The 26,195-nt window shown below is 50.8% G+C and carries 26 protein-coding genes; 14 read left to right on the top strand and 12 right to left on the bottom strand.

What is annotated here, in order from left to right:
- Nucleotides 1-433: 433 nt before the first annotated feature.
- The 5 genes from meaB (at nt 434) to CRP01_RS20900 (ending at nt 5,107) form a co-directional block, all read left to right on the top strand.
- Nucleotides 434-1,498: a methylmalonyl Co-A mutase-associated GTPase MeaB gene (meaB, locus tag CRP01_RS20920; protein ID WP_099152055.1), complete on the top strand. Its 1,065-nt coding sequence runs from the start codon at nt 434-436 to the stop codon at nt 1,496-1,498.
- Nucleotides 1,499-1,617: 119 nt separating this feature from the next.
- Nucleotides 1,618-2,205: a LemA family protein gene (locus CRP01_RS20915; protein ID WP_099152054.1), complete on the top strand. Its 588-nt coding sequence runs from the start codon at nt 1,618-1,620 to the stop codon at nt 2,203-2,205.
- 107 nt (nt 2,206-2,312) lie between these two features.
- Nucleotides 2,313-2,744 (top strand): TPM domain-containing protein, encoded by a 432-nt coding sequence (locus tag CRP01_RS20910; RefSeq protein WP_099152053.1) that lies wholly within the window; start codon nt 2,313-2,315, stop codon nt 2,742-2,744.
- A gap of 137 nt (nt 2,745-2,881) precedes the next feature.
- Nucleotides 2,882-3,724, top strand: coding sequence for a TPM domain-containing protein (locus tag CRP01_RS20905; protein ID WP_099152052.1), 843 nt, complete (start codon nt 2,882-2,884; stop codon nt 3,722-3,724).
- Nucleotides 3,725-3,802: 78 nt separating this feature from the next.
- Nucleotides 3,803-5,107, top strand: a complete 1,305-nt coding sequence (locus CRP01_RS20900; protein WP_099152051.1) for a M43 family zinc metalloprotease — start codon at nt 3,803-3,805, stop codon at nt 5,105-5,107.
- Between the two features lie 74 nt (nt 5,108-5,181).
- Here CRP01_RS20900 and CRP01_RS20895 read toward each other — a convergent pair whose 3' ends face one another.
- The 3 genes from CRP01_RS20895 to trxA form a co-directional block, all read right to left on the bottom strand.
- Complete coding sequence (locus CRP01_RS20895; protein WP_099152050.1) at nt 5,182-5,961, bottom strand: enoyl-CoA hydratase-related protein; 780 nt, start codon at nt 5,959-5,961, stop codon at nt 5,182-5,184.
- 263 nt (nt 5,962-6,224) lie between these two features.
- Entirely contained in the window at nt 6,225-7,559 is a 1,335-nt protein-coding gene (locus CRP01_RS20885; RefSeq protein WP_099152048.1) for a type III secretion system chaperone family protein, read from the bottom strand.
- A 142-nt stretch (nt 7,560-7,701) separates the two neighbouring features.
- Nucleotides 7,702-8,013, bottom strand: coding sequence for a thioredoxin (gene trxA, locus CRP01_RS20880; RefSeq protein WP_099152047.1), 312 nt, complete (start codon nt 8,011-8,013; stop codon nt 7,702-7,704).
- Between the two features lie 294 nt (nt 8,014-8,307).
- Between trxA and CRP01_RS20875 the strand changes: the two genes are divergently transcribed.
- Together CRP01_RS20875 and CRP01_RS20870 are read left to right on the top strand one after the other, a co-directional pair.
- Nucleotides 8,308-9,408: a DUF1015 family protein gene (locus CRP01_RS20875; RefSeq protein WP_099152046.1), complete on the top strand. Its 1,101-nt coding sequence runs from the start codon at nt 8,308-8,310 to the stop codon at nt 9,406-9,408.
- 25 nt (nt 9,409-9,433) lie between these two features.
- Nucleotides 9,434-9,856, top strand: coding sequence for a rhodanese-like domain-containing protein (locus tag CRP01_RS20870; protein ID WP_099152045.1), 423 nt, complete (start codon nt 9,434-9,436; stop codon nt 9,854-9,856).
- A 532-nt stretch (nt 9,857-10,388) separates the two neighbouring features.
- Here CRP01_RS20870 and CRP01_RS20865 read toward each other — a convergent pair.
- Nucleotides 10,389-11,321 carry a lytic transglycosylase domain-containing protein gene (locus tag CRP01_RS20865; RefSeq protein ID WP_099152044.1) on the bottom strand — a complete coding sequence of 311 codons (933 nt, stop codon included), beginning with the start codon at nt 11,319-11,321 and terminating at the stop codon, nt 10,389-10,391.
- A 74-nt stretch (nt 11,322-11,395) separates the two neighbouring features.
- Nucleotides 11,396-12,001: a thymidine kinase gene (locus CRP01_RS20860; protein ID WP_099152043.1), complete on the bottom strand. Its 606-nt coding sequence runs from the start codon at nt 11,999-12,001 to the stop codon at nt 11,396-11,398.
- Between the two features lie 238 nt (nt 12,002-12,239).
- Here CRP01_RS20860 and CRP01_RS20855 point away from each other — a divergent pair, with 238 nt between their 5' ends.
- Nucleotides 12,240-12,983, top strand: coding sequence for a hypothetical protein (locus CRP01_RS20855; RefSeq protein WP_099152042.1), 744 nt, complete (start codon nt 12,240-12,242; stop codon nt 12,981-12,983).
- Nucleotides 12,984-13,063: 80 nt separating this feature from the next.
- Nucleotides 13,064-13,759 carry a rhomboid family intramembrane serine protease gene (locus CRP01_RS20850; protein WP_099152041.1) on the top strand — a complete coding sequence of 232 codons (696 nt, stop codon included), beginning with the start codon at nt 13,064-13,066 and terminating at the stop codon, nt 13,757-13,759.
- Here CRP01_RS20850 and CRP01_RS20845 read toward each other — a convergent pair.
- Nucleotides 13,756-14,745 (bottom strand): DUF6427 family protein, encoded by a 990-nt coding sequence (locus tag CRP01_RS20845; RefSeq protein ID WP_099152040.1) that lies wholly within the window; start codon nt 14,743-14,745, stop codon nt 13,756-13,758. The genes CRP01_RS20850 and CRP01_RS20845 overlap by 4 nt on opposite strands.
- Before the next feature lie 162 nt (nt 14,746-14,907).
- Between CRP01_RS20845 and CRP01_RS20840 the strand changes: the two genes are divergently transcribed.
- Both CRP01_RS20840 and yidD read left to right on the top strand, forming a co-directional pair.
- A complete protein-coding gene (locus CRP01_RS20840; protein ID WP_099152039.1) occupies nt 14,908-15,444 on the top strand; it encodes a DUF6702 family protein in 537 nt (178 codons plus the stop codon).
- Nucleotides 15,445-15,466: 22 nt separating this feature from the next.
- A complete protein-coding gene (gene yidD / locus CRP01_RS20835; protein ID WP_099152038.1) occupies nt 15,467-15,736 on the top strand; it encodes a membrane protein insertion efficiency factor YidD in 270 nt (89 codons plus the stop codon).
- Between the two features lie 59 nt (nt 15,737-15,795).
- On the opposite strand, the gene CRP01_RS20830 is transcribed toward yidD, so the two are convergent.
- The 5 genes from CRP01_RS20830 to CRP01_RS20810 form a co-directional block, all read right to left on the bottom strand.
- Nucleotides 15,796-16,719, bottom strand: coding sequence for a T9SS type A sorting domain-containing protein (locus CRP01_RS20830; protein WP_099152037.1), 924 nt, complete (start codon nt 16,717-16,719; stop codon nt 15,796-15,798).
- A gap of 241 nt (nt 16,720-16,960) precedes the next feature.
- Nucleotides 16,961-17,476, bottom strand: coding sequence for a DUF4252 domain-containing protein (locus CRP01_RS20825; RefSeq protein WP_099152036.1), 516 nt, complete (start codon nt 17,474-17,476; stop codon nt 16,961-16,963).
- Nucleotides 17,477-17,533: 57 nt separating this feature from the next.
- Entirely contained in the window at nt 17,534-18,037 is a 504-nt protein-coding gene (locus tag CRP01_RS20820; RefSeq protein WP_099152035.1) for a DUF4252 domain-containing protein, read from the bottom strand.
- A gap of 51 nt (nt 18,038-18,088) precedes the next feature.
- Nucleotides 18,089-18,589 (bottom strand): hypothetical protein, encoded by a 501-nt coding sequence (locus CRP01_RS20815; protein WP_099152034.1) that lies wholly within the window; start codon nt 18,587-18,589, stop codon nt 18,089-18,091.
- Complete coding sequence (locus tag CRP01_RS20810) at nt 18,558-19,091, bottom strand: RNA polymerase sigma factor (protein ID WP_170110473.1); 534 nt, start codon at nt 19,089-19,091, stop codon at nt 18,558-18,560. The genes CRP01_RS20815 and CRP01_RS20810 overlap by 32 nt, the downstream gene beginning before the upstream one ends.
- Nucleotides 19,092-19,449: 358 nt before the next feature.
- Between CRP01_RS20810 and CRP01_RS20800 the strand changes: the two genes are divergently transcribed.
- Both CRP01_RS20800 and CRP01_RS20795 read left to right on the top strand, forming a co-directional pair.
- Nucleotides 19,450-21,207 carry an LptF/LptG family permease gene (locus CRP01_RS20800; RefSeq protein ID WP_099152031.1) on the top strand — a complete coding sequence of 586 codons (1,758 nt, stop codon included), beginning with the start codon at nt 19,450-19,452 and terminating at the stop codon, nt 21,205-21,207.
- 324 nt (nt 21,208-21,531) lie between these two features.
- Nucleotides 21,532-22,305 (top strand): phosphatase PAP2 family protein, encoded by a 774-nt coding sequence (locus CRP01_RS20795; RefSeq protein ID WP_099152030.1) that lies wholly within the window; start codon nt 21,532-21,534, stop codon nt 22,303-22,305.
- A 129-nt stretch (nt 22,306-22,434) separates the two neighbouring features.
- Here the strand turns inward: CRP01_RS20795 and CRP01_RS20790 are convergent, their stop codons facing one another.
- The gene (locus CRP01_RS20790; protein WP_099152029.1) at nt 22,435-22,863 is read right to left on the bottom strand and encodes a hypothetical protein; all 429 of its coding nucleotides are present in this window, start codon (nt 22,861-22,863) and stop codon (nt 22,435-22,437) included.
- A gap of 258 nt (nt 22,864-23,121) precedes the next feature.
- Here CRP01_RS20790 and CRP01_RS20785 point away from each other — a divergent pair, with 258 nt between their 5' ends.
- Nucleotides 23,122-25,962: a leucine--tRNA ligase gene (locus CRP01_RS20785; RefSeq protein WP_099152028.1), complete on the top strand. Its 2,841-nt coding sequence runs from the start codon at nt 23,122-23,124 to the stop codon at nt 25,960-25,962.
- Nucleotides 25,963-26,195 lie beyond the last annotated feature (233 nt).

The following is a 26,195-nucleotide window of genomic DNA, read 5'->3' as shown; positions in this document are numbered from 1 at the left end:
CCTCGCTTCAACTTTTCCTGGTCGGGATTTTCTACCTTCAACGCCCATCGTCTCAACGTCTCCCTTCTCTGGACTTCTGCAGTAAAAAGGAAGCAGCCGAAAAATGGAAAAGGGATCGTAATGAAACAGGCTTTCCTGTTGATATTTTACGCATACGACGGGCTGCTTCCAGAATTATTTCGTTTCATAGAAATGCTCGTTGTGCTACAAAAGAAGGGCAATTTTCCCACCCCCACAAGCTGTAATTCACTGATAACCTGCAATTAAAGAACTTTAACCTCCTCAGCCATCCAATCGTACTTCTTAACATTTGCCCGGAGTCCGCAAAGCACTGGCAATCAGGGCCTACCTTATATTGTTAAATCGCCAAATTGTTCTTATTAATAATTTTAACTTTTGCGAATTTGCCCGAAAACGTTCATTTTTACAGCCTATGGAGGACCAAGCAGCACATAATGACTCCGGGAAACCGAGCCGCATCAATCCCAACATCCGGCGGACCCGCAAAAGTGACATCCAACTGGATGATTACGTTAGCGGTATACTCGACGGGGACCGGAGCCTTCTCAGCCGGGCCATCACCCTGGTGGAAAGCACCCGACCGGAACACCAGGAACTCGCTCAGCAAATCTTGGAACAGTGCCTGGAAAAATCCGATACCACCTCCTTCCGCCTGGGCATTACGGGCACTCCCGGAGTAGGCAAAAGCACTTTTATTGATAGTTTTGGGCATTACCTGGTAGAACACGGCCGAAAACTGGCTGTTCTAACTATTGACCCAAGTAGTCAGATCAGCCGGGGCAGTATTCTGGGCGATAAAACCAGGATGGAAAAGCTGTCTCAGGATACTCGGGCCTACATCCGGCCCAGTGCGGCGGGTAGTAGTCTGGGCGGAGTGGCCCGGAAGACCCGGGAATCCATACTGCTCTGCGAAGCGGCGGGTTTTGATACCATAATTGTGGAGACGGTAGGCGTCGGGCAATCGGAAACGGCCGTACGCCAACTCGTAGATTTTTTTCTGTTGCTGTTGCAGCCGGGAGCCGGTGATGAATTGCAGGGGATCAAACGGGGCATTGTAGAAATGGCCGACCTGCTGGCCGTCAACAAATCGGATGGTAAAGCGGTAGATCTGGCCCGGCAGGCCCAGCGGGCGTACCGGAATGCTATTCACCTGATGGCCCCCAAGGCAAGCGGCTGGGCGGTGGAGGTGGTCCGTTGTTCGGCCTTGAAGCAGGAGGGACTATCGGACATCTGGCAATTGATGCTCGATTTTTGTACCTTCACCCAGGCCAACGGATCCTGGGCGGAGAACCGCCGGGATCAGGCCAGGCATTGGTTACACCAGAGTCTGACCGAGCACCTTCAGCAGCTATTTTACCAACACTCCGCAGTTCAGCAAGCGCTTCCAGCGGTAGAGCAGGCCGTAACCGACGGCCAACTATCGCCTTTTCGTGCTGCAAATAATTTAATCCGATTGTTTATAGAAACAAAAGCGTAACTGATCGACTTTTTAAGCCCTTTTCTCCATATTACCGGAATTTTAGGGTTAAATATGATCTTTTCAGTTAGCACCAATTGTTAAATAGAAATTACTCATTATCACTAAAAACGCAGTTTATGAGATCCATTTACATCTGGGCCATTTTGTTAGGCCTGGGTTTCATCGTTTTCGTTAGTGCCTGTAGCTACAATAACTCCTTTGTAGCGTTGGATGAAAGCGTGAACAATGCCTGGAGTAAAGTACAGAGTGCTTATCAACAACGCGCTGACCTCATTCCCAACCTGGTCGCTACGGTAAAAGGGGCAGCCGAATTTGAAAAAGAAACCCTGGAGGCAGTGGTAAGCGCACGGGCACGGGCTACAAGTATCAATATCGATCCGAGCAACGCCACTCCCGAACAGCTTCAACAGTTCCAGGAAGCTCAAAATGGACTATCTCAGTCGCTGGGCAGATTGTTACTGGTGGCCGAGCAGTATCCCGACCTGAAAGCCAGCGCCAGTTTCCAGCAATTGCAGGCCCAACTGGAAGGACAGGAAAACCGGATCCGGGTAGAACGCAACCGTTATAATGATGCGGTTACCGAATACAACACCAGTATCCGTCGTTTCCCGGCCAGTTTCTTTGCCTCTATCTTCGGCTTTGACCGGGCCGTTCAGTTCGAATCCCAGCAGGGAGCGGAGAACGCGCCAACGGTAGAGTTTTAATTTTGAACGTACACTGTCAGAATAAGAAATAGACGTAGGGGTGTTGGGTGCCTTTTCCGGTGGCGAACATCCCCGCGTCTCCATCTCTTTTTTGACAATCAGCAGCTATGATCGATTTTTTTAGCAAGGAGGAAGAAAAGCAGATTATTGCGGCCATCGAATCTGCCGAAATGCAGACTTCCGGAGAGATACGGGTGCACCTGACCCGGCGGCCGCACAAAGACCTGATGCAGGATGCCCTCCGCATTTTCCATAAGCTGGAAATGCACAAGACCGCCCAGCGCAATGGGGTACTGATCCTGTTGGCGCCCAATGCCCGGCAATTTGCCATCATTGGTGACGAAGGGATCAACAAGGTCGTTCCGCCGAATTTCTGGCAAACTGAGCGCGATGTTATGCTGGAGCATTTCCAGCGTAAAGCCTACGGCGACGGGGTCAGCAAGGTGATCGAACAGATCGGGGATAAACTAAAGACCTTCTTTCCCCGGCAGGATGATGATGTCAACGAACTCTCGGATGAGATCTCTTACGACGACTGATCCCCCCCTGACACCTGAAACCTGACCCCTGACACCTAAAACCTAAAACCTGACACCCCACACCTGACCCCTGAAACCTGACACCTAACGCCTGACACCTAAACCCCATTCTCCCATGTCTCCAAACCAAAGTAACAATGTTCAATAAAATCATAACCGGTCTGTTCCTCTGTCTGATCCCCATTTTGGGTTGGGCCCAGAAAGACGTACCGGAACCTACCAATTTTCTGGTTAACGACTTTGCGGGCATGCTTTCCCGGCAGGAAGTGGTGCAGTTGGGGCAAAAGCTCCGGGCGTACGCCAATGAGACTTCCACCCAGATCGTCGTGGTGACCGAAACGACCATTGCGGGAGAAAACGTTTTTGATTACGCGCACCGACTGGCCACCACCTGGGGCATCGGCGGCGGCGAAAATGATAACGGGATCCTGCTTTTTGTGGCCCAAAGCGAACGACAGATCTCTATTCAGACCGGATACGGCACCGAGGCTTTTCTTCCGGATGCCATTGCTTTCGATATTATTCAGAACATCATCATTCCATCTTTCCGGGAAGGCAATTTTTTCCAGGGTATCGACCGGGCCATTGATCGTATCATGGAACTCGGCCGCGGTGAATATACCAATGACGGTACGCAAAACCGGCGTCAGGCCGACGGCTTCGGAGCGGGCATGTGGATCTTCATTTTCATCTTTGGTTTCATTCTGCTGGCTACCATTTTCGGTAAGGGCAGTAATGGTGACGACGATGACGATGGTGGTTACTATCGCGGTGGTCGCTACGGGGACCGCGGCCGGGGTTACCGGCGGGGTCGCAGCGGCGGCGGCTGGATATTCCTGCCCGGCGGTGGCGGATTCGGTCGTGGCGGCGGCGGCGGTGGCGGCGGCAGCGATGATGGATTCGGTGGATTCGGCGGTGGCGGATTCGGTGGATTTGGCGGCGGTGATTTCGGCGGTGGCGGTGCGATCGGCGAGTGGTAAGAAGTTTCCCCGGTAAGTCAGCCATTACCGGTTGCACGGGATTCATGAATTGAAAGATCTATATTTTGAGTCAATAATATGGTAAAGTGGATCTCATTTTGGTTCTGGTTGTCCGGCATTACGGCCATCCTTTGTGCGGTACTGTCCTTCGGCGGCTGCGCTCCCAAAATGCGTACACATTTTCTGAAAGCGGAAGAGATCCAGCGCCTGCCATCCGAATTTGAGACAACCGCAACCGATAATCGCCTGCAGCTGCGCGGACGTGGCCCCTGCTATAACTATGGTTCCTACGTCCCGGATACTACGCACCTGGATCATACCCCGGTCAAATACATCCGCGTCAACTTCCACTGGATGCAACCGCTGGATGCCGTAGTGGATTTTCCCGAAGAAAAAGTGGAGGAATTTTCCCGCGGCCTGCTCATGGCCTGCAATTACGCCATGGCCAACAACAAGGCCATGTGGCTGCCCCACAATAATGACACCCCTACCCTTCCCATCCGGATACAGTACGAGCTCACGCCCCTGCCGGAGGATGCTGACGATGACGGGATTTATTTTCATTACGATGATGACCTTTATTATTACGTGGCCAAAGGCAAGGATCGCAACCTGTACGAACGGGAGGTGATCAAGAAATACGGTACCCAGCTCGATTCGGTCCTCAATTTCTTCTTTATGCCGCACCATCCGGACAGTGTTGCTTCCAAGACTTACCTGGCCGTCGGTACCGGCGTAGCACTCGGGAACGCGATCAAACTGGCCGGGGTCAATTACGAGGGAGACTTCTGGCCCTACCGCGGGGTTTTCAATCACGAAGTAGGACATATCTTCGGCCTGAACCACACCTGGGCTTATAACGACGGCTGCGACGATACGCCCCGCCACAAGCAGAATTGCTGGAATCGCGGGCAGCCGGGTTGTGACACCACCACTTCCAATAATGTCATGGACTACAACGCCATGCAACTGGCCTGGACGCCCTGCCAGATCGGCAAGATGCACCAACGCATGGCCGATACCCGGGCCAATGCCCGCAAGCTGCTATCGCCGCGCTGGTGTACCCTGGACGACACGCAGACGCTGGTGATCCGGGATACCGTGCACTGGACGGGTGCCCGTGATCTGGAAGGAAATCTGGAGATCGCTCCGGGAGCACAGTTGACGATCGGTTGCCGGGTATCGCTGCCTCCGGGTGGAAAGATCAGCGTGCAGCCGGGAGGTCTGCTTATTCTCGACGGAGCCACCCTCCACAATGCCTGCGGCCGGGAGTGGCAGGGAATTGAGATTCAGGAACTGGAAGATCTGAAAGGGATCGTCCGCTATCAGCAGGAACCGACGATAGAAAATGTGCTTAATGAAATTAAAGACACCCTCGAATAAGAGAATCCCCTAAATACCATACTTACCCAACCACATCAACACCTTTACACATTCCAACATCAACACTTTAACACCTATTTACCTTTAAACACCGGTTTCCGTTTTTCCAGAAAAGCCCGCACGCCTTCCTGATAATCTTCAGTCAGGCCGGCAGTAGACTGTAGTTGTTCTTCAATGGCCAGTTGTTTCTCCAGCTCATTGTTAAACATCGAATAATTGAGTGCCCGTTTGGTCATGGCCAGGGCTTTGGTAGGCATGGCCGCCAGCCGTTGCGCCAGCGCTTTTGATTCTTCGGCAAAGCTGTCGTCCGGATAAGTAGCGTAGATCATTCCGATCCGCTCGGCCTCTTTAGCCGGTAGCGGATCTCCCAGAAGCATCATACCCGCGGCGCGTTGCCAGCCAACCAGGCGGGGCAGAAAGAAGGTGCCGCCGCTGTCCGGTATCAAACCGATCTTGCAAAAAGCCTGGATAAAACTGGAGGATTCGGCAGCTACCGTCAGGTCACAGGCCAGTGCGATGTTGGCGCCGGCTCCCGCCGCTACTCCGTTCACAGCGCAGACGACGGGTTTCTCCAATTCCCGCAGTCGGATAATGATCGGGTTGAAGTGTTCGGAAAGAATGGTAGAAAAGCTGGGTGCATCTTCCGCAGTGACTTCCTGCAGATCCTGACCGCTGCAAAACGCTTTGCCCGTACCCGTGAGGTAAACCGCCCGCACTTCTTCGTCTTCCTGGCAATCATCCAGGGCGGTCTGCAATTCCAGAGCCATTTGCCGGTTGAAACAATTGTACTTTTCCGGCCGGTCGAGGGCGATCTCCGCCAGATGCTGGGTTTTGGTCAGGCTGACAAACTCCATGTTAGTTGTTTATTGTGGTAAAGGCGGGATGCCGGAAAGGCCGGTACATCCTGTCTATAGATTTAAAGATCACGGGGTCGGCCCGCCGTCCGATGTGGTTAGAGTCTATCCGGAAACCGTTTTTGCTGTCGAAAATGACCAGATTTGGGGTTCTCACGAAGTCATTTTCGATTTTCGTAGCAGCGCTACGGAAGGAGGAAATGACGAAATGAGGTTCCATAGACGGTTATTTTAAGACCAAAGGATGGTTTTTGGATAGGCGCTTAGTCTACCTTGGTCATATCCAGGTTACGGATGATCTGCAGGTAGGAGCGGGCAAAGTGAGCCAATGTCGTGAAATCAAGCGATCCGGTAGGGAAAACCAGTTTGTGAAAACGGTCCCGGTGATCATCCACGATCCGGCGGATGGTCTTTTTGATCGCTTTTTTATCGAAGGTGTGTGTCGTGGTATCGTAGTAGTAATTAGGAAAGCCCAATGCCTTAAAATAATCAGACTCCGTAATTTCGAAATACAAATGGAATAATTCCCGGCCCGGATGGGGAATGGCGTAAATGAACATGCAGTAGCTGCAAATAAATCCGGGAATGGCCAGGGCGATCTTATCGTAGCCATTATCCAGATACCAGTCCATTTGGTGCAGCTCGGCATCGATGAGGCTTACAACCCGGTCGTGACTAACGGGCATCGTGATCCCGAAAGTAGCCGGTACCCGGTACATCTCTTTGTAAAACTCTTCCCGGGGCCGTTCCAGCAGTGTCCGCAGTTCTTTGCAGATGATCTGGTTGAGTTCGGCCATGCTCCGTTTTTCATCTTTGGTGGAATACAGCCGATGCAGGCGCTCCAGCACCTCCATCATGAAACCCTCCGGTTTGATAAGATAATCCAGCTTGTAGATCAGGTGGAGTAGCAGGTAGGCGACTCCTCCCGCGTATTTATCCTTATTGAGCCGGCCGTTGTCTACTTCGTCCAACGTCCGTTGGATCTGCTCTTTGATGTAGTCGCACTTGACCTCCTTCTCTTCATCCGACAGGATCTCCAGGTGGTCTACGTCTACGGGTTTTAAAGATTTGAACTCATCCAGCAGCAGGTCATCCTGCTTATCGGCCTTGGTAGCCACTTCTTTGAGGGCGTAGTATAACTTGTAGGGAGAGCCGTCAATCGTGTAGGTATCGAATATGATGGTAATGTTGCCTTCTTTATCCAGGGCGAACCGGCTGTATTCCAACTCGTAGTTGAGCTCTACCAGTCGCCGCATGAAGGCCACGCGAAACTTCTCGGTATGGGCTACCTTGGATTCCGCTTTCAGCTTTTGATCGTCGACAAAACCGCTGATCTTTTTGGATCCCTGGAACAGATCGAAATGAATACCGGTCTCCGTTTCCCGCAGCTTTACATTGTCTTCATTTTCATCCCGCAGATAATCAAAAAAGGCCCGATAGGAAGCCAGGTATTCCTTCGCTTCAAACTTTTCCAAAGCCGCATCCCACGCCTCGTAGCTGGACGGACTTTTATACGAATCGCTGTATCGTCCAAACTTGATTTTGGGTTGCGTTTGTTCTTCCGAACCATTACCAAACAATCGATCAAACAGTCCCATTGAATATCCACTGGTTTAGACCGGGAAATTACTAATTTTTTTCGTAGCCGACGGTTCCGCCACCCCATTTTGCAGACCGGCACCCGCAGCGGGGCCATTGCGGCCTCCCCTGTGGGCGCACGTACTGCTGATCTTTCGTACTTTATACCACTGCGTGCTCGTCGATCACCTGCTTAAGCTGGTGCGCCGATTGCATACCGGATTGTCTCCACTTGATCTCCCCGTTCTTAAAAAGAATAAAAGTGGGAACACCGTGGATCTGCAGCCGGCTGGCAATAGCCGGATTTTTATCAATATCAACTTTGATCACGCGGGCTTTTTCTCCGATCTCGCCGACCAGCTGTTTCAAAATGGGGGCCATAGCTTTACACGGACCACACCATTCTGCAGAAAAATCTACCAAAACAGGAGTGTCGCTATTTATGAGATCGGTGAAGGATACTTTCTTTTCCATAATATCTTATAATTTTAAATACTACCAATAAAACACCGTCAGGGGTATAAAAAGTTCGGAATTTAGGATCGCGGCAATTTTCGCGAAACGGAGCACCTTGAGAGCTCGGAATTTTCCTTACATTTATACTTGATGCGAAGCGGTCTAGTCTCGACCTGCCGATGACAGTCAGGATCCCTAAAATCGCTTCGGTCAGTATATGCTGTATTCAAATTGGTTTGGCCCTGTCGGGCTTTGCCCCTTAGAAACTAAGCCAGTTTTACGTCGGTATAACCGTAGGATCGAAAACATTTTATGAATATATTACCCTTTCGAGGATTACTGCCGAATCTGAGTTTAATCCCTGATCAGCATCACTTTTTCGAGTCGGTAAAGGAGCATTACAATGCTTTTCAACAGGAGCAGTTTTTTCTGCCGACGGCAGCCCCGGCGTTCTACGTATTCCGAATGCAACGCGCCCGGCAGACCGCTACCGGATTGATCTGCACCACCCACATTGCAGACTATATCCGGGGAAAAGTACTAAAACACGAAAAGACCATCCGCAGCAAGGAGCAGATCCAGATCAACCTGCTGCAGGAACGAAAGGCGGCCGTAAAACCGGCGCTGCTCGTCCATCGCCACGAACCGGCCATCCGGTCCTGGCTTCGGGAATTCACCCGGCAGTACGCGCCCATTCAGCGGGTAGTATTTGATGACGGTGAGATCCATACACTCTGGCAGGTCCGGCAGGTGGAAGATCAGGCGACTATCCAAAACCTCTTTCGGGAGAAGCTGCAGCAGGTGGCCATTGCCGACGGTCACCACCGATTCGCTTCCTTCGCCCGGCTCTACCGGGAAAGGGATCCGGAACAACCGACACCCTTTGCAGCGGTAATGACGGCCTATTTTCCGGAAGATGAACTCGAGATCGGAGCCTTTCACCGCTTTGTTGAATTATCCGACACTCCGGAGCGGCAATTGCTTGCACAACTGGCCCGACTGGGCAAAATGGAGGTACTGGAAGATCCCGGACTACCGCAGCGTAAGCACCAGATGAGTATTGTCTGCGAGTCGACCTGGTATAGTTTCACCTGGAACCCGGTTTATCTGGCTACCGAAACATTGCTCCGTCCGATCCTCGATGTCGATCTGCTACAGCAGCATATTCTGGTCGGCCTTTTGCAGGTAAGCAATATTCGGACGGACAGTCGGATCCATTATATTGAAGGAGTTGAAAATGTACAAAAGCTCGATCGCCAGATCCGCAGTCTGCCCCGGGGGATCTGTTTTATCCTGTATCCTATCCTCCCGGACGACTTTCTGCAGGTATCGAACCTGGGGCTGATGCTGGTACCTAAGGCGACCTTTTTTCAACCCCGTCTCAAAAACGGCCTGATCGTTCAACCACTATAATCCATAACAATTAACACCAATAATTATGAGAAGATCAATTATCCTGGGTTTCCTCTTTTGTCTGGCCCTCACCGCTATTTCCTGTGGAGATAATGCCGGTGCCGACCAGACATCCGATTCGGAAAAAACCACGGCGGATGCTCCCCGGGCGCCTTTCGAAAATATCAGTGTAGCCGAATTCCAGCAAAAAATGAGTGCGGATAACACGGTAGTACTGGATGTACGTACTCCCGGTGAAGTAGAAGCCGGCGTGATCGATGGAGCTCTGACGATCGATATTAGCGATCCGGATTTTCAGAAAAAGATCGGTGAACTCGATAAAGATAAAACCTATCTGGTATACTGCCAGTCGGGAGGAAGAAGTGCCCGGGCCTGCGAAATGATGTCGGATATGGGTTTTGAAAGCCTGTTCAATCTGGAAGACGGGTATATGGCCTGGCCGAAGTAGGCTAACTCATTGGCTGACAGGGCCTTATACAAAGAGAAAAGTGCAGCACATGGCTACACTTTTCGGAAATAAAACTAAACCCCAGTTATAATCTTTAAAACAATTTGTTTATATCGTGTAAACAGCAAATAAATGCTGATCTATTTCATTTGGATTGTCCCCAATCAAGAAAAACGCCTAAGTCAGCGTTTGGTTCAAAAAAAATTAAAGTTTTTGAACGTTTTTTGGGTTATTAGGAGGCTCCGGATATAAGAGCAGCACAAAGATAAAAAACAATTTCTGAAACCACCAATCTTTTCAGGAAAAAAGTGTCATATTTTATTGAGTATCAATATCTTGCGTCCAAAATTAATATTTGCTTTCAAATGCTTTCCAGAACATTTAAATTGTTGAAACAGAAGTTTTCGGAAATAAAATTTCTAATTAAAATGAAATGAGGAATTTTTAAATAGGCAAAAAACTTTTGAATGAAACATTCTCTAAGTTCAACAAAATAATAATAAAATGCAAATTTTGTGCTTTTGAAAGTTTGTTAAAATTTCTTGTTTGGTATTCGAATCAAATATGTTTTACGAGCGCTATTCGTTAAGCCTGAAGATATTAGCCATGGATTATATACTTTAATATCTCTATATGACACGTCGTGTTCATCGGCGAAAGTTCCCAGATTCTCAATGGCCGTATTAATTTCTACTTCACGATAATCGCTCAGTTCCGGATATCCATCCTCCGCCTCAATGTAAAATCCGAACTTCCGGGGATCGCTCATGATCTCCTTCATCGCAACAAGTCTGAAGAGGTACCGCATGGTCTCGTGGTTCAGATTGAGATCGTAAAAAGTAGTAGCGTTTTGCGCCTTTAATTCACGGCTCATCCGGGTACCGCCCATGTTGTAAGCTGCTGCCGCCAGGGACCAGCTTCCGAATCTCTTGTAATAATCTTTCAGGTATTTACAGGCAGCTACTGTTGCTTTTTCCAGGTGATAGCGTTCGTCCACCTGCTTGTTGATCTCCAGTCCGTAATACTGCCCGGTACTGGTCATAAACTGCCAGAACCCCTTGGCTCCGGCGGGCGAAGTGGCATTGCTCAGATCACTTTCGGCAACGGCGATATATTTAAGATCTTCGGGCAGGTCATGCTCGCGCAGTATTCTTTCGATGATGGGAAAATAGCGGTAGGATTTTTTAATATTCAGCAGCGTATTGCCGTGTCGGTAAGTATTAAGGGTCAACTCATTATCCAGGCGTTCCCGAACGTCGAATGATTCCATCGGGAGCGACTCACCGGCAAAATCAAATGGTTTATCCAGGTCAACCGGCTCGATGACCTGCGGAATTGCGTTGTTTTGAGTGGTTTCCGTTTGAATTGCTGTTTCTTTCTCCCCTTCCCCCGCGTAAGAGCCCAGCACCGCAATGGTGAAGAAGGCCCCAAGCGTAAGGGTATACCAGTTCACTGCTTGGTTCATGTTTTTCTTCAATTATGATTTGTTATAAATATAACTTAAATATATGGCAATGTGGAAATTTTTCCTTCCCTCGCTTAATTTTTCTTCTTGTCGGTCGTCTGCAAATTCAAAATATTTCCCATTTGGTAACAGGAACGACATCGGGCCTCGTAAACATCCTGTTCGCCCAGTACCACCGTCTTGTCTTCCACCACCCGCCGGTAGGAATGCGTCGCCAGATTTCCGCAATGCTGACAGATCGCGTGGACCTTGGTAATGTACTCGGCCACCGCCAGTAGATCGGGCATCGGGCCGAAAGGTCGTCCCTTGTAATCCATATCGAGGCCGGCTACAATGACCCGCATCCCACGCAGGGCCAGATCCTGGCAATGACGGGGCAGCTCCTCGTCGAAGAACTGGGCTTCATCGATACCGACTACGGTACTCTCATCCGACAGCTTCAGCAATTTGCTGCTGTGATCGATGGGCGTGGAAAGGATAAAATTGGAATCGTGCGATACGACTTTGATCTCATCGTAGCGGGTATCCACTTTCGGTTTGAAAATTTCTACCTTCTGATTCGCGATCTTGGCACGCTTCAGCCGTCTGATCAGTTCCTCCGTTTTCCCGGAGAACATCGAACCGCAAATAACTTCTATCCATCCGCTGCGCTGGCCGCGAAAATGAGGTTCTAAAAACATATTTGATCTGTGATTTTCGGTACTCGATTCAGGGTGTTCGCTACGGGTTTTCAGGCGCCCGCTGCCCGACTTTCAACTCCCCGGCCGGACGCCGGTTACCGGATACCCACGCTACTGAATCGGGATTGGTGGAAAAAATCCGGTATTCTATCGCGCAAAATTTGATATAAGCTGTAATAGAATTAATTTTGGATGCGTTGCCAAATTAAAGAAAAATTAAAGAAGAAAAAACTTTAGAATGAATCTGCAACAAGCGAAAGTTTTATTAAAAAAAATCAACACCCTCAACGATAGCCTTTCCCTGGACAACGGGCCCATTGCTTCTATTGAAAGAGACCTGATGCTGAGTTACATTCGTCAGCTCTACGAAGCTTATCTCGACGGCGCCTCGAATGGCAGCGTTAACAACTCCGGTACCAAAACGGCCAGAGCCACCTCCGGCGGCAGCAATCCCGAACTGGAGATCGTAGCGCCCCCGACGGAGAAAGAAGCCGCCCCCGAGCCACCGAAGCGAAAGTACACGCCACCGAAGATCATCGAGATCTCCGATGCTCCGGCCGAACCGGCTAAAGTAAGCCAGCCGGCACCGCCGCCGCCCAAACCCGTGCAGCGGACCACGCCGGCACCCACACCGACTCCGCGGCCAGAACCAACTTTTAGTCAGGGCAGCAGCAATCCGAAAGTAAAAGCACTGTTCGATCAGCGCGAAGCCAAGGAATTGTCCGAAAAGCTAAGCCTGCAACCGTTGCGGGATCTCACCAAAGGTCTTTCCATCAACGACCGGCTGTTGTATACCAACGACCTGTTCAATAAAGATGCGAACCTGTTCAATGCGGCTCTGAAACAGCTGAACGATATGGACAATATGGATCAGGCCAGAGCTTACCTGGAAGAGCAGGCCGATCGCTACGACTGGACCGACGGAGAAAAGAGCGATGTAGCGCGCGACTTCATTAAACATGTTCGCCGGCGATTCGTTTAAATGATTAGGGTATCCGGAACTCTTCACCGGGCGCCGGATACCCTGCATCATCAACCCCACTGATCAAATCAACAACCACCATGCTTCAGGAAAAAGCCAAACATCTGTATAATAGTTTACTCCTGCCGGGGATCATGGTAGCGGTACTTTGGCTGATCCATAGCTTGCAGTGGTTAACCGGCATTCGCCTGAGTTCCTGGGGTGTTTTACCGCGGGACGCAGACGGCATCTGGGGGATCCTGTTTTCTCCCCTGCTCCATTCGGACTGGGGGCACCTGCTCTCCAATACACCCCCACTCTTTGTGCTGAGCGCCATCATTTTTTACTTCTATCGAAAAGTAGCCATACCGGCCTACCTGATGATCTACGGGATGACCGGTTTGGCGGTCTGGCTATTCGGCCGGGGCTATACTTACCACATCGGGGCTTCCGGAGTCATTTACGGTCTGGTGGCCTTCGTTTTCTGGAGCGGTATGTTCCGGCGCAATATTCGTTCCATCGCCCTGGCGCTGATCGTGGCGTTCTACTACGGTTCCATGATGATGGGTATCCTGCCCGGGCAGGAGGGCATCTCCTGGGAAAGCCACCTTTACGGCGCCCTCATCGGCATCTTTGTAGCTTACTGGTTTAAGGAAAAGATCGAAGAGGATGAACGCCCGAACGAATACTCCTGGCAGAAAGAAAGCGAATTACCCGAAGCTCCCTTCCTCGATCCGGATACCTTCGAAAAGACAAAATCAGAACGGGAAAAGGAAAAGCTCTGGCGGAGATTCTAAAGCACGCCGGCAAAGGTCAGATAGTGATATACGAGCACCCCGATCAACAGAAACAGGTGGACGAGTTCCGCGTTGGCCCGCGACATTCGGGTAAACATAAAGGATAGTAAGATACCGCAGGGGAGCGCCACCGTCAACAGGTTCACCATACCTACCGAAGCGCTGAAGATCGTAACTACCAAACCGAAGAACAGGATCCAGTAGAGCATATCGATTTTCTTTCGCACTTCAATAATCGTCTTCTGAATATTGGCATTGTAATTTAGTACCACCGCCACGATCAGCGCCGCCATGATCAGCAAGCCAATGATCTCGTACTGCCGCAGGGCACGCCACTGAATATCCATAAAGGACAGCTGTGAGGTCCAGGCATCCCAGCGCAACGCCAGGTTATCATTCAAAAAGCCGAAGATCAGTAGCCAGAGTAGCGGGATAGCTCCGCCGATGATCACTGCCATCCATTCCCGCAGGCTAAATGCCCGCAGACTGTTCAGGCCGAACAATATGGGCAACAGGAAGAGGATATAGGGACTGTAGAACAAGCTGGCCAGACCGATCACCAGACCGGCATTGAACAGGTTATCCATACAGCGGTTCTGCTTATAAATGCGGTATATCTGTCCCAGAGCGATAATCAAAAAGGTGTTCGCCAGATGAATGGGGGAAAACTCCTGAAATACCGGTAATGCGCTACAGACCAGAATATAGAAAAGCCCCGGAAAAAGATTGATCTCCGTAGCCATACGGTTTCTCGCCACCACCGAATTGATCAGTAGGGCCTGGATCCAGATGATGAGCGATGTAGCCAGTGCGGGCAGCCAGATCGGCTCTTTCAATTCGTTCCAAAGCCAGTTGGAGAGTAAATGGAAATCCGGATCGATCTTGGTCGGTTCGGCCGCAAACAACAGCCAGAAACGCAGTATAAGGGCGTAGCCCAGCAGGAACACCCCTAAGATGAGTTGGTTGGATCTAAATAGATTCAGCACTGCGTTTAATTTAATCTGCTCAAATGTATACTGTTGTCGGCAAGGAACAAAATTGTGGTCCAAAATTTGGGGTTTTAGTCTTCACAAATTCCCAGGGAAACACCAATTGGACCTAATTTTGCGTTATACCATCAAAATTCCCAAAGCTTAACTCACTACGCCATGCACACACTTCTACTGCTATTGAGTACGGCCATCCTGGCGGCAGTACCGCTGAAGCCCCAGATTACGCCCGATGCCGAATGGCACGAATTCCACCTCAGCAAATGCCTGATCGAGTACAATACCCGGGAATCGGCTATCCAGATCAGCCTGCACATTTTCATCGACGATACCGAAGAGGCCCTGCGTCGGCAGGGGATTGACCGCTTATTTATCTGCACGGAGAAAGAGGATGAATCCGCCGAAGGCCACCTGGAAGCGTATCTCACCGAACACCTCCGTCTGGAAGTGGACGGCCAGTCCCTGGTACCCACCTTCCTCGGTAAGGAAGTGACCGAAGACCTGATGGGCATGTGGTGCTATCTGGAGATCACCGGCGTAAAAAGCGTTCGTGAGCTGACCATCACCAACGAAATTCTGATGGATGCTTTCGAAGACCAAAAAAACCTGGTGAACGTGATCGGGCCGGGCAACCAAAAGGGCATGTTTTTGTTTGAAAAGGGAGAGAGCAAAGAAAGTTTAATCTGGAAGTCGTAGTTGCTGCGGCGCAATATTGCTTATGAAAAAGCTTTTCCAAAAAATACTGATCCTCCCGATACGGTTCTACCAGGCCGCAATCTCGCCCCTACTGGGGCCTAAGTGCCGGTTTCAACCGACCTGCTCCCATTATATGGTCCAGGCCATTGAAGAATGGGGGCCCATTAAAGGCGTGTGGCTCGGACTGAAAAGGATCGGTAAATGCCACCCCTGGGGGCCGCATGGCTATGATCCCGTGCCCAAGAAGGAAAAGAACGAACCGACCGGCATGGGCAAAAGCAAACAGGTCTGAAAGTGGAAAGCCCCCCGTGCTAACGGTAAGCGAACTTTCCACTTTCTCACATCAGTCTCTTATCTTCCGATTATCAGTTTTTCACTGTATACCTTCCGGCCATCCCTGATGAATTGCAGCAGATAAGTACCCCGCGGCAGATGGCTCCAGTCATAACTGCCATCCCGGGAGTTATTCATTTCAATAAATTTCCCTTCCAGACTCCACAGTTCGATCTGCCAGTTGGCTCCATCCCGGGGAAGCCGGATGTTGACAGTGCCCGGACTGGGATTCGGATAGACCTGGATCTGACCGGCATATATACTGCGATCGATCGTACTGCTGATGATTTCTCCGCAGCCCGTTACGGCCATCCGGCAATCGCCGTTGGCATCCGGACGAAAAATGGATCCTTCGGCCGTCAGTTGCAGACAGTTCAGGGAGGAGCCGTAATCGAAAACCAGGGCCAGTCCGCGGTCCAGCAGGCCGTATACGACGCTACCGACTCCTTCTACCCAGACATCTTCGGTGCCCCCGAATACACTTTCCAGGAAGATCCGGCGACGATCTTCACCGTTCACTTTAATCGTATCCACATTGGTCACATTGTAGGTCCCGGCATTACCCAGGGTGGTATTGGGCAACTCAATTGATTCTTCCGCTTCGAGACTGAAATCGTAAAGCAGCAGGTCTTCCGTTCCTCCCGGCTCTACATAAAACACCTCATTCCCGTCGGCGCGGAGTCCTCCGGCGTAAAAGGCCGGCGGCACGGTGTCGGTGGGTAGTCCTTCCCCGTCAAACGGGAAACTGATGTCATAGATCTTGGCGTAGTTTTGTTCGTTGATGGTGGTATCTCCACAGAGCAGCCGGTAGCGAACAAACTGCCCGGCGGTGGAAAATGTTTCTTCTTCCCAAATGGCGTCGGAGAGTGGGAATTGAGATTGGGCGAATACAGCCCCGAGCGCACTTAGCCAGAGGCTGAATGCGATGGTGATCTTACGCATGTTCTACGGTTTATGGGTTGAGGAAACCACCGGTGTGTGTGTTCATAGCCGGGAAGTTTCAAACAAAAAGCGTAGTACAACAATGATTTTTTAAGAAGGCTTATTGCGTAGATCGCCGGAAAAGTCAGTGGAGGGAACGGAAGCGTTTGCAGCAAAACGGAAAGGGAGACGGAGAGAAAAAAGTAGGAAGGTGGAAAAGCCGTCCAGAGTCCCGGAGCGCCTTTTCCACCTCCCGTCCGGATCAGGCTTTGGGCTTGCGATCCGGTATTTTACTGAAGTGTTCGCCGCCGTCGATATCCAGCTTCAGGTTATTGAGGTCGCTGAATTTCAGAGCTCCCTCCAGGCTGAGCATCAGGAATTCGCCGTCTCCGTGCAGCAACATCAGCACATCGGTGATGGTCTCTCCTTCTTCGCGCAGAAAGAACTCGATCCGCTGGTTTTCTTCGCGCAGCATCATCAGTTCCTCAAAGTGGTCGGATTTGATGCCCCGGATCAGGGAAGTATATTGCTGGGGGCTCACCAGATTTTCGTCTTCCATCATCAGCAGGCGCAGGTGGGACACCTTACGCAGGATCTTCTTGGCGTCTTTATCGTCCGTAAAGGTGCTGGCCAGACTCAGGACAAAACCGCGAAGATTGAGGTTGGTTACCTCTTCCTGCGCTTTGTAGTGATTGTAAAACTGGGTGATGTATTTGGACTGACCGCTGGCCATTGCCGGCAGTAACGCCAGCAGAGCGTACAAAAGAATGTTTCTCATGGTTGAATGTTTTTACAGTAGGTGTAATACAGGGAAAATCGGGGGGAGTGGAAAACGTTATTCCTTTTCGATCTCTTTGGCAAAATTGGAAACCTTATCGAGATCGATCTTGCCCACGAAGCTGAGCAGGGAGAAAGAGTCGTGGCCGCCCACCAGCAGTAGCAATTCGGTAATCGTATCGCCCTCCTCCTTGATCAGGAAATCCACATTGTCGTCCCCTTTGCTGCGCACCGTCATCAGGATCTCGTATTCCTGGGTGTTGATCTTGTTTTTGGCTTCTTCGTAAAAGGCCTCCGGATCCCGGTCGGTAGAAAGAATGCGCAGTCCTCTCAGATCTTTAGCCATATCAAACATGGCTTTGGCTTCATCATCATCCATATCCATCTCATCGACGTTGATCTTATCGAAAAGCTGGAACATGCGGGCGCTGATGTATACCACCGAGAAGCGTTCATCATCGAGGTACTGCTTGAAGTATTTGTCGATGGCATTAGCCTGCCCGAAGACGCTATTGCCCATAAGAATGGCCAGAACGACCAGCATCGTTTTTCCGTATTTCATTGTTTTAAATTTATGTATTGAGGATGTTCGGCCCGGAAAAGGGCCGTTTTTTTATTTGAAAAATTTTCCGATCTCCTGCATGCGGTCCATTTGTTCTGCCGCAGCGTTTGCGCCTTCATTCAGGGTTTTGGATGCCCGCAAAAACGCCCCGCGGGTGATGTTCAGGGCCTCCCTCTCGTCCGTAATTTCGTATTTGGACCAATCCACCTCGGCCGTCTGATCGGTCGTCTGGCGGAATTCGTAAGCCCACCACATCCCGACCAGGAGCGCCAGCACGGCAGCAACCCGCAGTATCCAGAGTCGGGGGCCCGTACCCAGCCGGACGATCCGGCTCTCCTTCCGTTCGATCCGGTCGATCATCTGCGAAGCCTTTGCTAGCTCCAGTTGCTGTTCCTGCTCCCGGGCAGCCCACTGAAACAGCGGCGCGTACGGCTGCAGGCGTTTATCCACCGGGCCGTCGGTGAAATACGCCCGGAGTTGTTTTTCCTCTTCCAGGGTCGTTTCTCCTTCGAAGTACCGGTCAAGCAGATCTTTGATTGGTTGATATTCCATAGCTTTCACGCTTTAATAATGCCGTTTTCAATTTATTTCTACCGCGGAACAGGTTGGTTTTTACCTGGGTCATTGGCATATCCAACAGATCCGCGATCTCCTGGTAACTCATCTGCTCGATTTCCCGCAGATGTAGTACCATGCGCTGGTTTTCGGGTAATTCCTGCATCAATTGCTGTATGTGCGACATGGCATCCTGTTGTTCTACCTGCTCCAGCGGGCTCACCGTTTCGCTCGACACCTGCGTCAGTCCGTCGACTCCTTCGGTACGCCGGTAACGACGGGATCGCAGGTGATCGAGCGCCATATTCCGGGTGATCCGCATGCTCCAGGCTTCCAGGTTATCGATCTGGTCCCAGTTCTTCCGCGTTCGCCAAAGCCGGGACAATACATCCTGCACCACGTCTTCGGCCTCCGTCGTGTTCTGCACGATCCTCAGGGCGAAGCGATACAGCTTATCGCGAATGGGCCAGATAGTATCTTTAAATGTATTCAAACTCACAGTCGTGTGATGTTTTTGCTTTGGTTTCGAAAGGAGGACGGATGGGATTTGGGTTTGTTACAGCGTGGGTGGAATTTTTTTTTGAGGTGTGAATGTGTATACGTGGAAATGTGTGAATGTTGGGTGGCGAAATGGTTGAATATGTGGAATTTCAGTGATTTAGGAGCCGGGAACCCCAACGTTCACACGTTCGAACTTTAGCACATTTCCACATCAAACTTTCACACATCCACACGCTAACCCCTCAACACAAAGGGCCAAAGTGTCAAAAAAAAGCTAAGGTTCCCGAAATTATTAGACCAACTGATCCAATCGGGCTATCTTTGCGACTGGCAAATTGAATTAATACCATCCATCTATGAAGAAGCTGGATCGCTTAATGATCAGCACCTTTATCGGGCCCTTCATCGTCACCTTCGCAATCGCCATGTTTGTGTTGTTGATGCAGATCCTGTGGTTGTATATCGATGATATCGCAGGCAAGGGACTGGGCTTTTTTATTTTGGTGGAATTGATCGCCTACAAATGCGTGGGGCTGATCCCGATGGCATTACCTCTGGCCATCCTGATCTCTTCGGTCATGGTACTGGGCGGAATGGCCGAACACTACGAGCTTTCCAGTTTTAAATCGGCCGGTACCCGGCTGCTGCGGGTGATGCGGCCGCTCATCATTTTTGCCTTTTGCTGTACCATCTTTTCTTACCTCTGTTCGAATAACCTGATCCCGGTAGCCAATTTGAAATTCGGTTCCCGGATGTACGATATCCAGCGGCAGAAACCGGCGCTTCGCTTGGATGCCGGCGTATTTAATGACGATTTTGACAATTTCGCCATCCACATCGGCCGGAAAGGGACCAACGATCGCTCCATCGAGGATGTCATCATGTACGACCACTCGGAAGCCAGCCGCGGGCTGCTCACCGAGATCACGGCGGAAAGCGGAGAAATGTTCGCTTCCGAAGACGGCCGGTACTTCGTAATGCATCTCCGCAACGGTCATCAGTATATCGAAACGGCGCCCACTTCGGTACGGGGTGGCGGATCTCATTTTCCGTTTGTCCGCACCAATTATAAAACCTGGACCAAGATCTTTGACCTGTCAGAGTTCCAACTGGCCCGGACCAACGAAGAACTTTTCAAGCAGAACCGGAATATGCTCAGCAGCGGTCAGCTGCAGGTCGCCATCGATTCCATAGAGCTGAAGATCATCCAGCGACAGAAGAGCTTGTCCAATCAGGTAGCCAGTTATTTCAGCTTTATGGCTACCGACAGTACTTTTCTCACCGAAAGTGCCGAGGAAGAGGATATGATCAAGGCCCGGGAAGATTCCCTGATGGGCATTCGGGATTCCTTCATGACTACCATCGATACCCCGGCCCTGGATACGATCACCGTCAATCCGCAGGATGAAGTGGATACCGCTGCTTTGGAAGAAGAAGTACAGGAAACGTTCGATACATCCTCTACGGTTGACGCATCGGAGACGGATCAACCCAAAATAGATCCCACCCGCCTGGACCGGCCCAAAAAACTGATCACCCAGGCCAAGGTCATCAAAAAGACCGAAAGAAAAGGCTTAAGCAAAAAGGTAGTGGAGCTGTTCGAAGATATTGACACCACCGCCGCCTTCCAAACGGTGATCGATATGGTGAGCCAGCGGGACCGGGCCGAATTCTACAGCAAATCGAGAAGCGCCGCCCGCGGTATTCAGAGCCAGGCCGAATCGGCTATCCGCACGCTGGACGGCATGCGTGAGTCCAAAGTAAAACATATCTACGAACTGCACACCAAGTACAGTATGGCGGTGGTCTGCATGATCTTCATTTTCATCGGTGCCCCGATGGGAGCCATCGTACGCAAAGGCGGCTTCGGTTATCCCATTCTCGTTTCCATTATCTTCTTCATGCTTTTTGTGATCCTGACGATCTTTTGCCGCAAGATCGCCGAGACCTTCGTGCTACCCGCCGCACTGGCCGGCTGGGTTCCCTGCGCCATTCTTTTCCCGATCGGTATTGTACTGACGCGCAAAGCCATGAATGATTCCAAATTGGTGAATATGGATCGCTACAGCGCTTTTTTCCGAAAGATCTTCAAAAAACGGGAGAACAAATCCTAAAAAGTTTCCGTTCCAATTGCGATACCTTGTGGTTACCGCAACGCCAGACAGGAATATTTCCGAGGTTGATAATTTTGGTGATCCCGCTAAAGTGTGCGCCACTTTTTTTTGCCGGATCCTGACTTTTCCCACCTCTTGCACGCCCTTCCCCATGATGGTGGGTGACAATATTTTACTGTACCGGAGTTGTAACTGAATTAATTTACCCTAATTTAATGCACCTGGCGCGTTAGCAGTGGCTTACAGGCCACTGAACCGAAGAGCCTTAAACATCATTCCAGGTCCCGGATCAACGCCCTCGATGCCCAACGTGAATATGATCGTATGACTGAAGTGACCCACCCCGCCAGTTGGCAAAGGATATGGCGGGAAAACAGAATGTATTTCATTACATTTTTTATCTTATGGCTGATCGGCTTCGGCATTTATCTGGGTATCGCTCAGGGTGATGATATTCTCTTTTTCAATCGAAGAAGGACGGGTTTCGGAGATTTTTTCTTCCGCTATGGCACCCAGATGGGCGAGGAGATCGCCTATATCGCCGTTGGGATGATCCTCATTTTTTACAGTTACCGGCACCTGATCATGATCCCTTTCGTTGGGTTGGCGGTTACCCTGGTCAGTGCCCTGATGAAATCCATATTCAGTCACCCGCGGCCATTCCGGTGGTTCCAGGAAAACGGTCTGGATGGGTTGATCAAGACGATTGAGGGGGTTTCGATCAATATGGGTGCCAATAGTTTTCCCTCCGGCCATACCATGTCTGCGTTTGCCCTTTATACTTTCCTGGCGCTCTGTGTACCGCGCAAACGGGTCAATTCAGTCATTTTACTAGCTTTGCCGGTGATGGTCGGCATTTCCCGGATCTATCTGATCAAACACTTTCTGAAAGATGTACTGCTGGGAGCTTTGGTCGGTCTGATGATTGGCGTATTAATATACCGTTTGCAGTACGTGCTGTTCAAATATCCCCACTCCTGGATGGATAACAGTCTGACGATCCGGCCACGTACTCAGATAGAAGAAGTTATTGAAGAGGTGGAAACTACCACCAAAAAAGAAAAAGAAGAGGCCGTAAAACCCGAGAGCGAAAAATAGCCGTGCCGTACAAATTGCCGGCATACGAGTGTCGTCAGGTTAAAAGAACGGAGGGAATCAAAGTGTACGGACCCGTCGTCATCCGGACCGATCCGTACACTCCATAGTTATTCAAGCAACACCGGCTGATCACTGATCCTCCAGTCGCTTCATTACTTCTTCACTTTCTTCCATCAGGGATTTCCATTCTTTCTGCAGACTGTCCTTTTCCGCGTCGGAATACCCCTGTGGCGCATTGCGGTCTACCCGTTCCTGCAGATCCTGCCTCTTCTTCTCCAGCCGGCTGATATCCCGCAACAATTCGGAATCATTCAAATCCTCCGCTTTATCCCGGACCTTATCGAAAAGACCGCCGATCTTATCCAGCGCGTCGTCGTATTTACCGTCATCGAATTTTTCCTTCTCGGTTCTCAGTAAATTGATCCCGGCCCGGCCAAGATCACCAACTTTTTCGAAGATCTCGCGGGACTGGGCCTTCTCGGTCTCATCACCGAAAAAGAAGTTATACACTAATATTCCCGCTACTAAAAGTAAACCAAGCTTGATCAAGCTTCTCATAACCGTATCTTTTTGTTAAGAATTTTCAGTTTGGTCATTATTTCCAACAACCCGGCAAAAAAAAGAGGATTCCGTGAAGTTCCCTAATATTTCGACAAATTCATCCCATTGACCTACAATAATCACATCGTCAATTTTTTTCCCTAATTTCGCGACTTATTTTGAGAAAATGCGCCATTTGGAATTTTTCCGGAGGCCTTTACGTAAATAGTATACGGCCCTCACCAATGGCCCCAAGCGTTTTAAACTTCAATAAAAATGGATTATCAACCGCGGGATATTGAAAAAAAGTGGAAAAAGTTCTGGGAAGACCAAAAGGTCTACCGGGTAGAAACTCCCGCTGCGGGAGAGCAGGACGCCCGTCCCAAATTTTACGTATTGGACATGTTCCCCTACCCTTCCGGGGCGGGGCTGCACGTCGGACACCCACTGGGCTACATCGCCTCCGATATTTTTGCCCGCTACAAGCGTCTCAAAGGTTTTAACGTACTGCACCCCATGGGCTACGACTCTTTCGGATTGCCCGCCGAACAGTACGCGATCCAGACCGGTATCCACCCGGCCGTATCCACTGATAAGAACATTCAGCGTTTCCGGGAGCAACTGGAGAATATGGGCTTCTCTTTCGACTGGAGCCGCGAGATCCGCACCAGCGATCCCAAATATTACCGCTGGACACAGTGGATCTTTATGCAGTTGTTCAACCATTACTACGACCAGGAGGCCGATAAGGCGCTCCCCATCGAGCAACTGATCGAACGCCTGGCCCGCGAAGGGAACGCTGCGGTAAAAGCCGCCTGCGACGACGATACCCCGGTAATCTCCGCTGCCGACTGGAACGCGATGAGCGAGGAGCAACAACAGCTCTTTCTCCTGCAATACCGGCTGACGTTCCCCAAGGAAAGTTACGTCAACTGGTGCGCTGCGCTGGGTACGGTATTGTCAAATGACGAAGTGAAGGACGGCGTCAGCGAACGCGGCGGCTATCCCGTAGAGCGCAAGCTGATGAAACAGTGGAGCATGCGGATCACGGCCTACGCCGACCGGCTCCTCTACGGCCTCGATAATATCGACTGGCCCGAAAGCCTGAAGGAACAGCAACGCAACTGGATCGGACGTTCGCAGGGCGCCAGCGTGCGGTTTCCGCTGGAAAATGACCCGGGCACCAAGATCGAGGTATTTACCACCCGGGTGGACACCATCTACGGGGTGACCTTTATGTGTCTGGCCCCGGAACACGATCTGGTTTCCGAGATCACGACGCCGGAACAACAGGATGAGATAGACCAATATATCAAATGGGCAGCTTCCCGCTCCGAAGTGGAACGGATGGCGGAGGTGAAGACCGTCACCGGCGCCTTTACCGGCAGCTACTGTATCAATCCGTTTAATGACGAGAAAGTGCCGATCTACATCGCGGATTACGTGCTAGCCGGTTACGGAACCGGCGCGGTAATGGCCGTACCTTCCGGTGATCAGCGCGACTGGAATTTCGCCACGCACTTTGGTTTGCCGATCCGTCCGATCCTCGATGCTCAGGAGAATATCGACGAGGCGGCCGACGCGACCAAAGAAGGAAAATACATCAACTCCGGCATGATCAACGGGCTGACCTACGACGAGGCCGTGCCGAAACTGATCGCCTGGCTGGAAGAAAAAGGCCTGGGTAAAGGCAAGATCCAGTACCGGATCCGCGACGCCATCTTCGGTCGTCAGCGTTACTGGGGCGAACCCGTACCGGTATACTGGAACGGTGAAGTACCCTACCTGATCGAAGAAAGCGAATTACCACTCTTGTTGCCGCCGGTCGATAAATACCTGCCGACGGAAACCGGAGAGCCACCACTGGCCCGGGCCGAGAACTGGAAATACCAGGATCAGTACGAATACGAATTGTCTACCATGCCGGGTTGGGCGGGTTCCTCCTGGTACTGGTACCGCTATATGGATCCGGGCAACACGGATACCTTCGCCTCCAAGGAAGCGATCAATTACTGGAAGGACGTCGATCTGTACGTCGGTGGGTCGGAGCACGCTACCGGTCACCTTTTGTACAGTCGCTTCTGGAACCATTTCCTCTACGATCTCGGACTGGTGCCCGAAAAGGAGTTTGCCAAGAAGCTGATCAACCAGGGGATGATCCAGGGTGTGATCGAGTTCATCCACCTGATCAAGACCGAAGAAGACGATGCGACCCGTACCTTCATTTCGGCGGACCTGCTGGAGAATTATCCGGATACCGAATTTGCGCTGATCCCCGTCCACGTGGATTTCGTCAGCGATTACGGTAAGGATACGTCCCACCTGACGGCCGAGGGCATCGGGCAGTTCAAGGACTGGCGTCCGGATTACAAGGAGGCCGAGTTCATAGCCAATGACGCCGGCCAGCTCGTTACCCGCAGCGAGGTGGGCAAAATGTCCAAACGCTATTTCAACGTAGTGAACCCGGACGATGTGGTGGAGCGCTACGGTGCCGACTGTTTCCGGATGTACGAGATGTTCCTGGGCCCGATCGAACAGGCCAAACCCTGGGATATGCAGGGGATTGACGGTGTTTACCGCTTCCTGCGCAAGTTCTGGAACCTCTTCTTTAATAATAAGGAGCAATTCGCCGTCACTGACGATGCTCCGACCAAAGAGGAACTGAAGATCCTGCATACAGCGATCAAGAAAGTGAACGAGGATATCGAACGCTTTTCTTTCAATACCTGTGTGCCGGCCTTCATGGTGGCCACCAACGATCTGGGTAAACTCAATGCTCCCAAACGGGCCATCCTGCAGGATCTGGTAGTACTTATCGCTCCTTTTGCGCCCTACATTGCCGAAGAGATGTGGCATCGCCTGGGCAACGAAGGTAGCGTACACAAGGCGACCTATCCGGAAGCTAACGAAGAGTACCTGAAAGAAGATTCCATCACCTATCCGATCGCGATCAACGGAAAAACCAAGATCACGGTCGATTTCCCGGCCGACGCCAAAAAAGACGAGCTGGAAACTTCCGTGCTGGGTATGGAAAATGTACAGAAATACATCGCAGATAAGACGGTACGCAAAGTCATTGTCGTACCGGGCCGCATGATCAATATCGTAGCGAATTAATGGCGGAGGCCAGGTATCGGAGCCCGAAACAGCCCTGTTTCCCATCCGATGCCTGGCCCCGGATTATAGCCTGACGCTATCCCGACTTCCCCTACCCTGCCATAATTGCTATTTCCCTCGTTCTCAGGCAGTCAAATTGGCATTTCTTCCCGATTATTTAGCGAAAATCCCTGCCATTTCCGCACTGGAATAAGCTTTGCAATGTATTTAGACGTGTGGCAACGGGTAAAGCG

It is taken from the genome of Flavilitoribacter nigricans DSM 23189 = NBRC 102662 (assembly GCF_002646595.1).
GTDB lineage: Bacteria > Bacteroidota > Bacteroidia > Chitinophagales > Saprospiraceae > Flavilitoribacter > Flavilitoribacter nigricans.
This window is presented reverse-complemented; position numbering and strand designations above follow the sequence as displayed.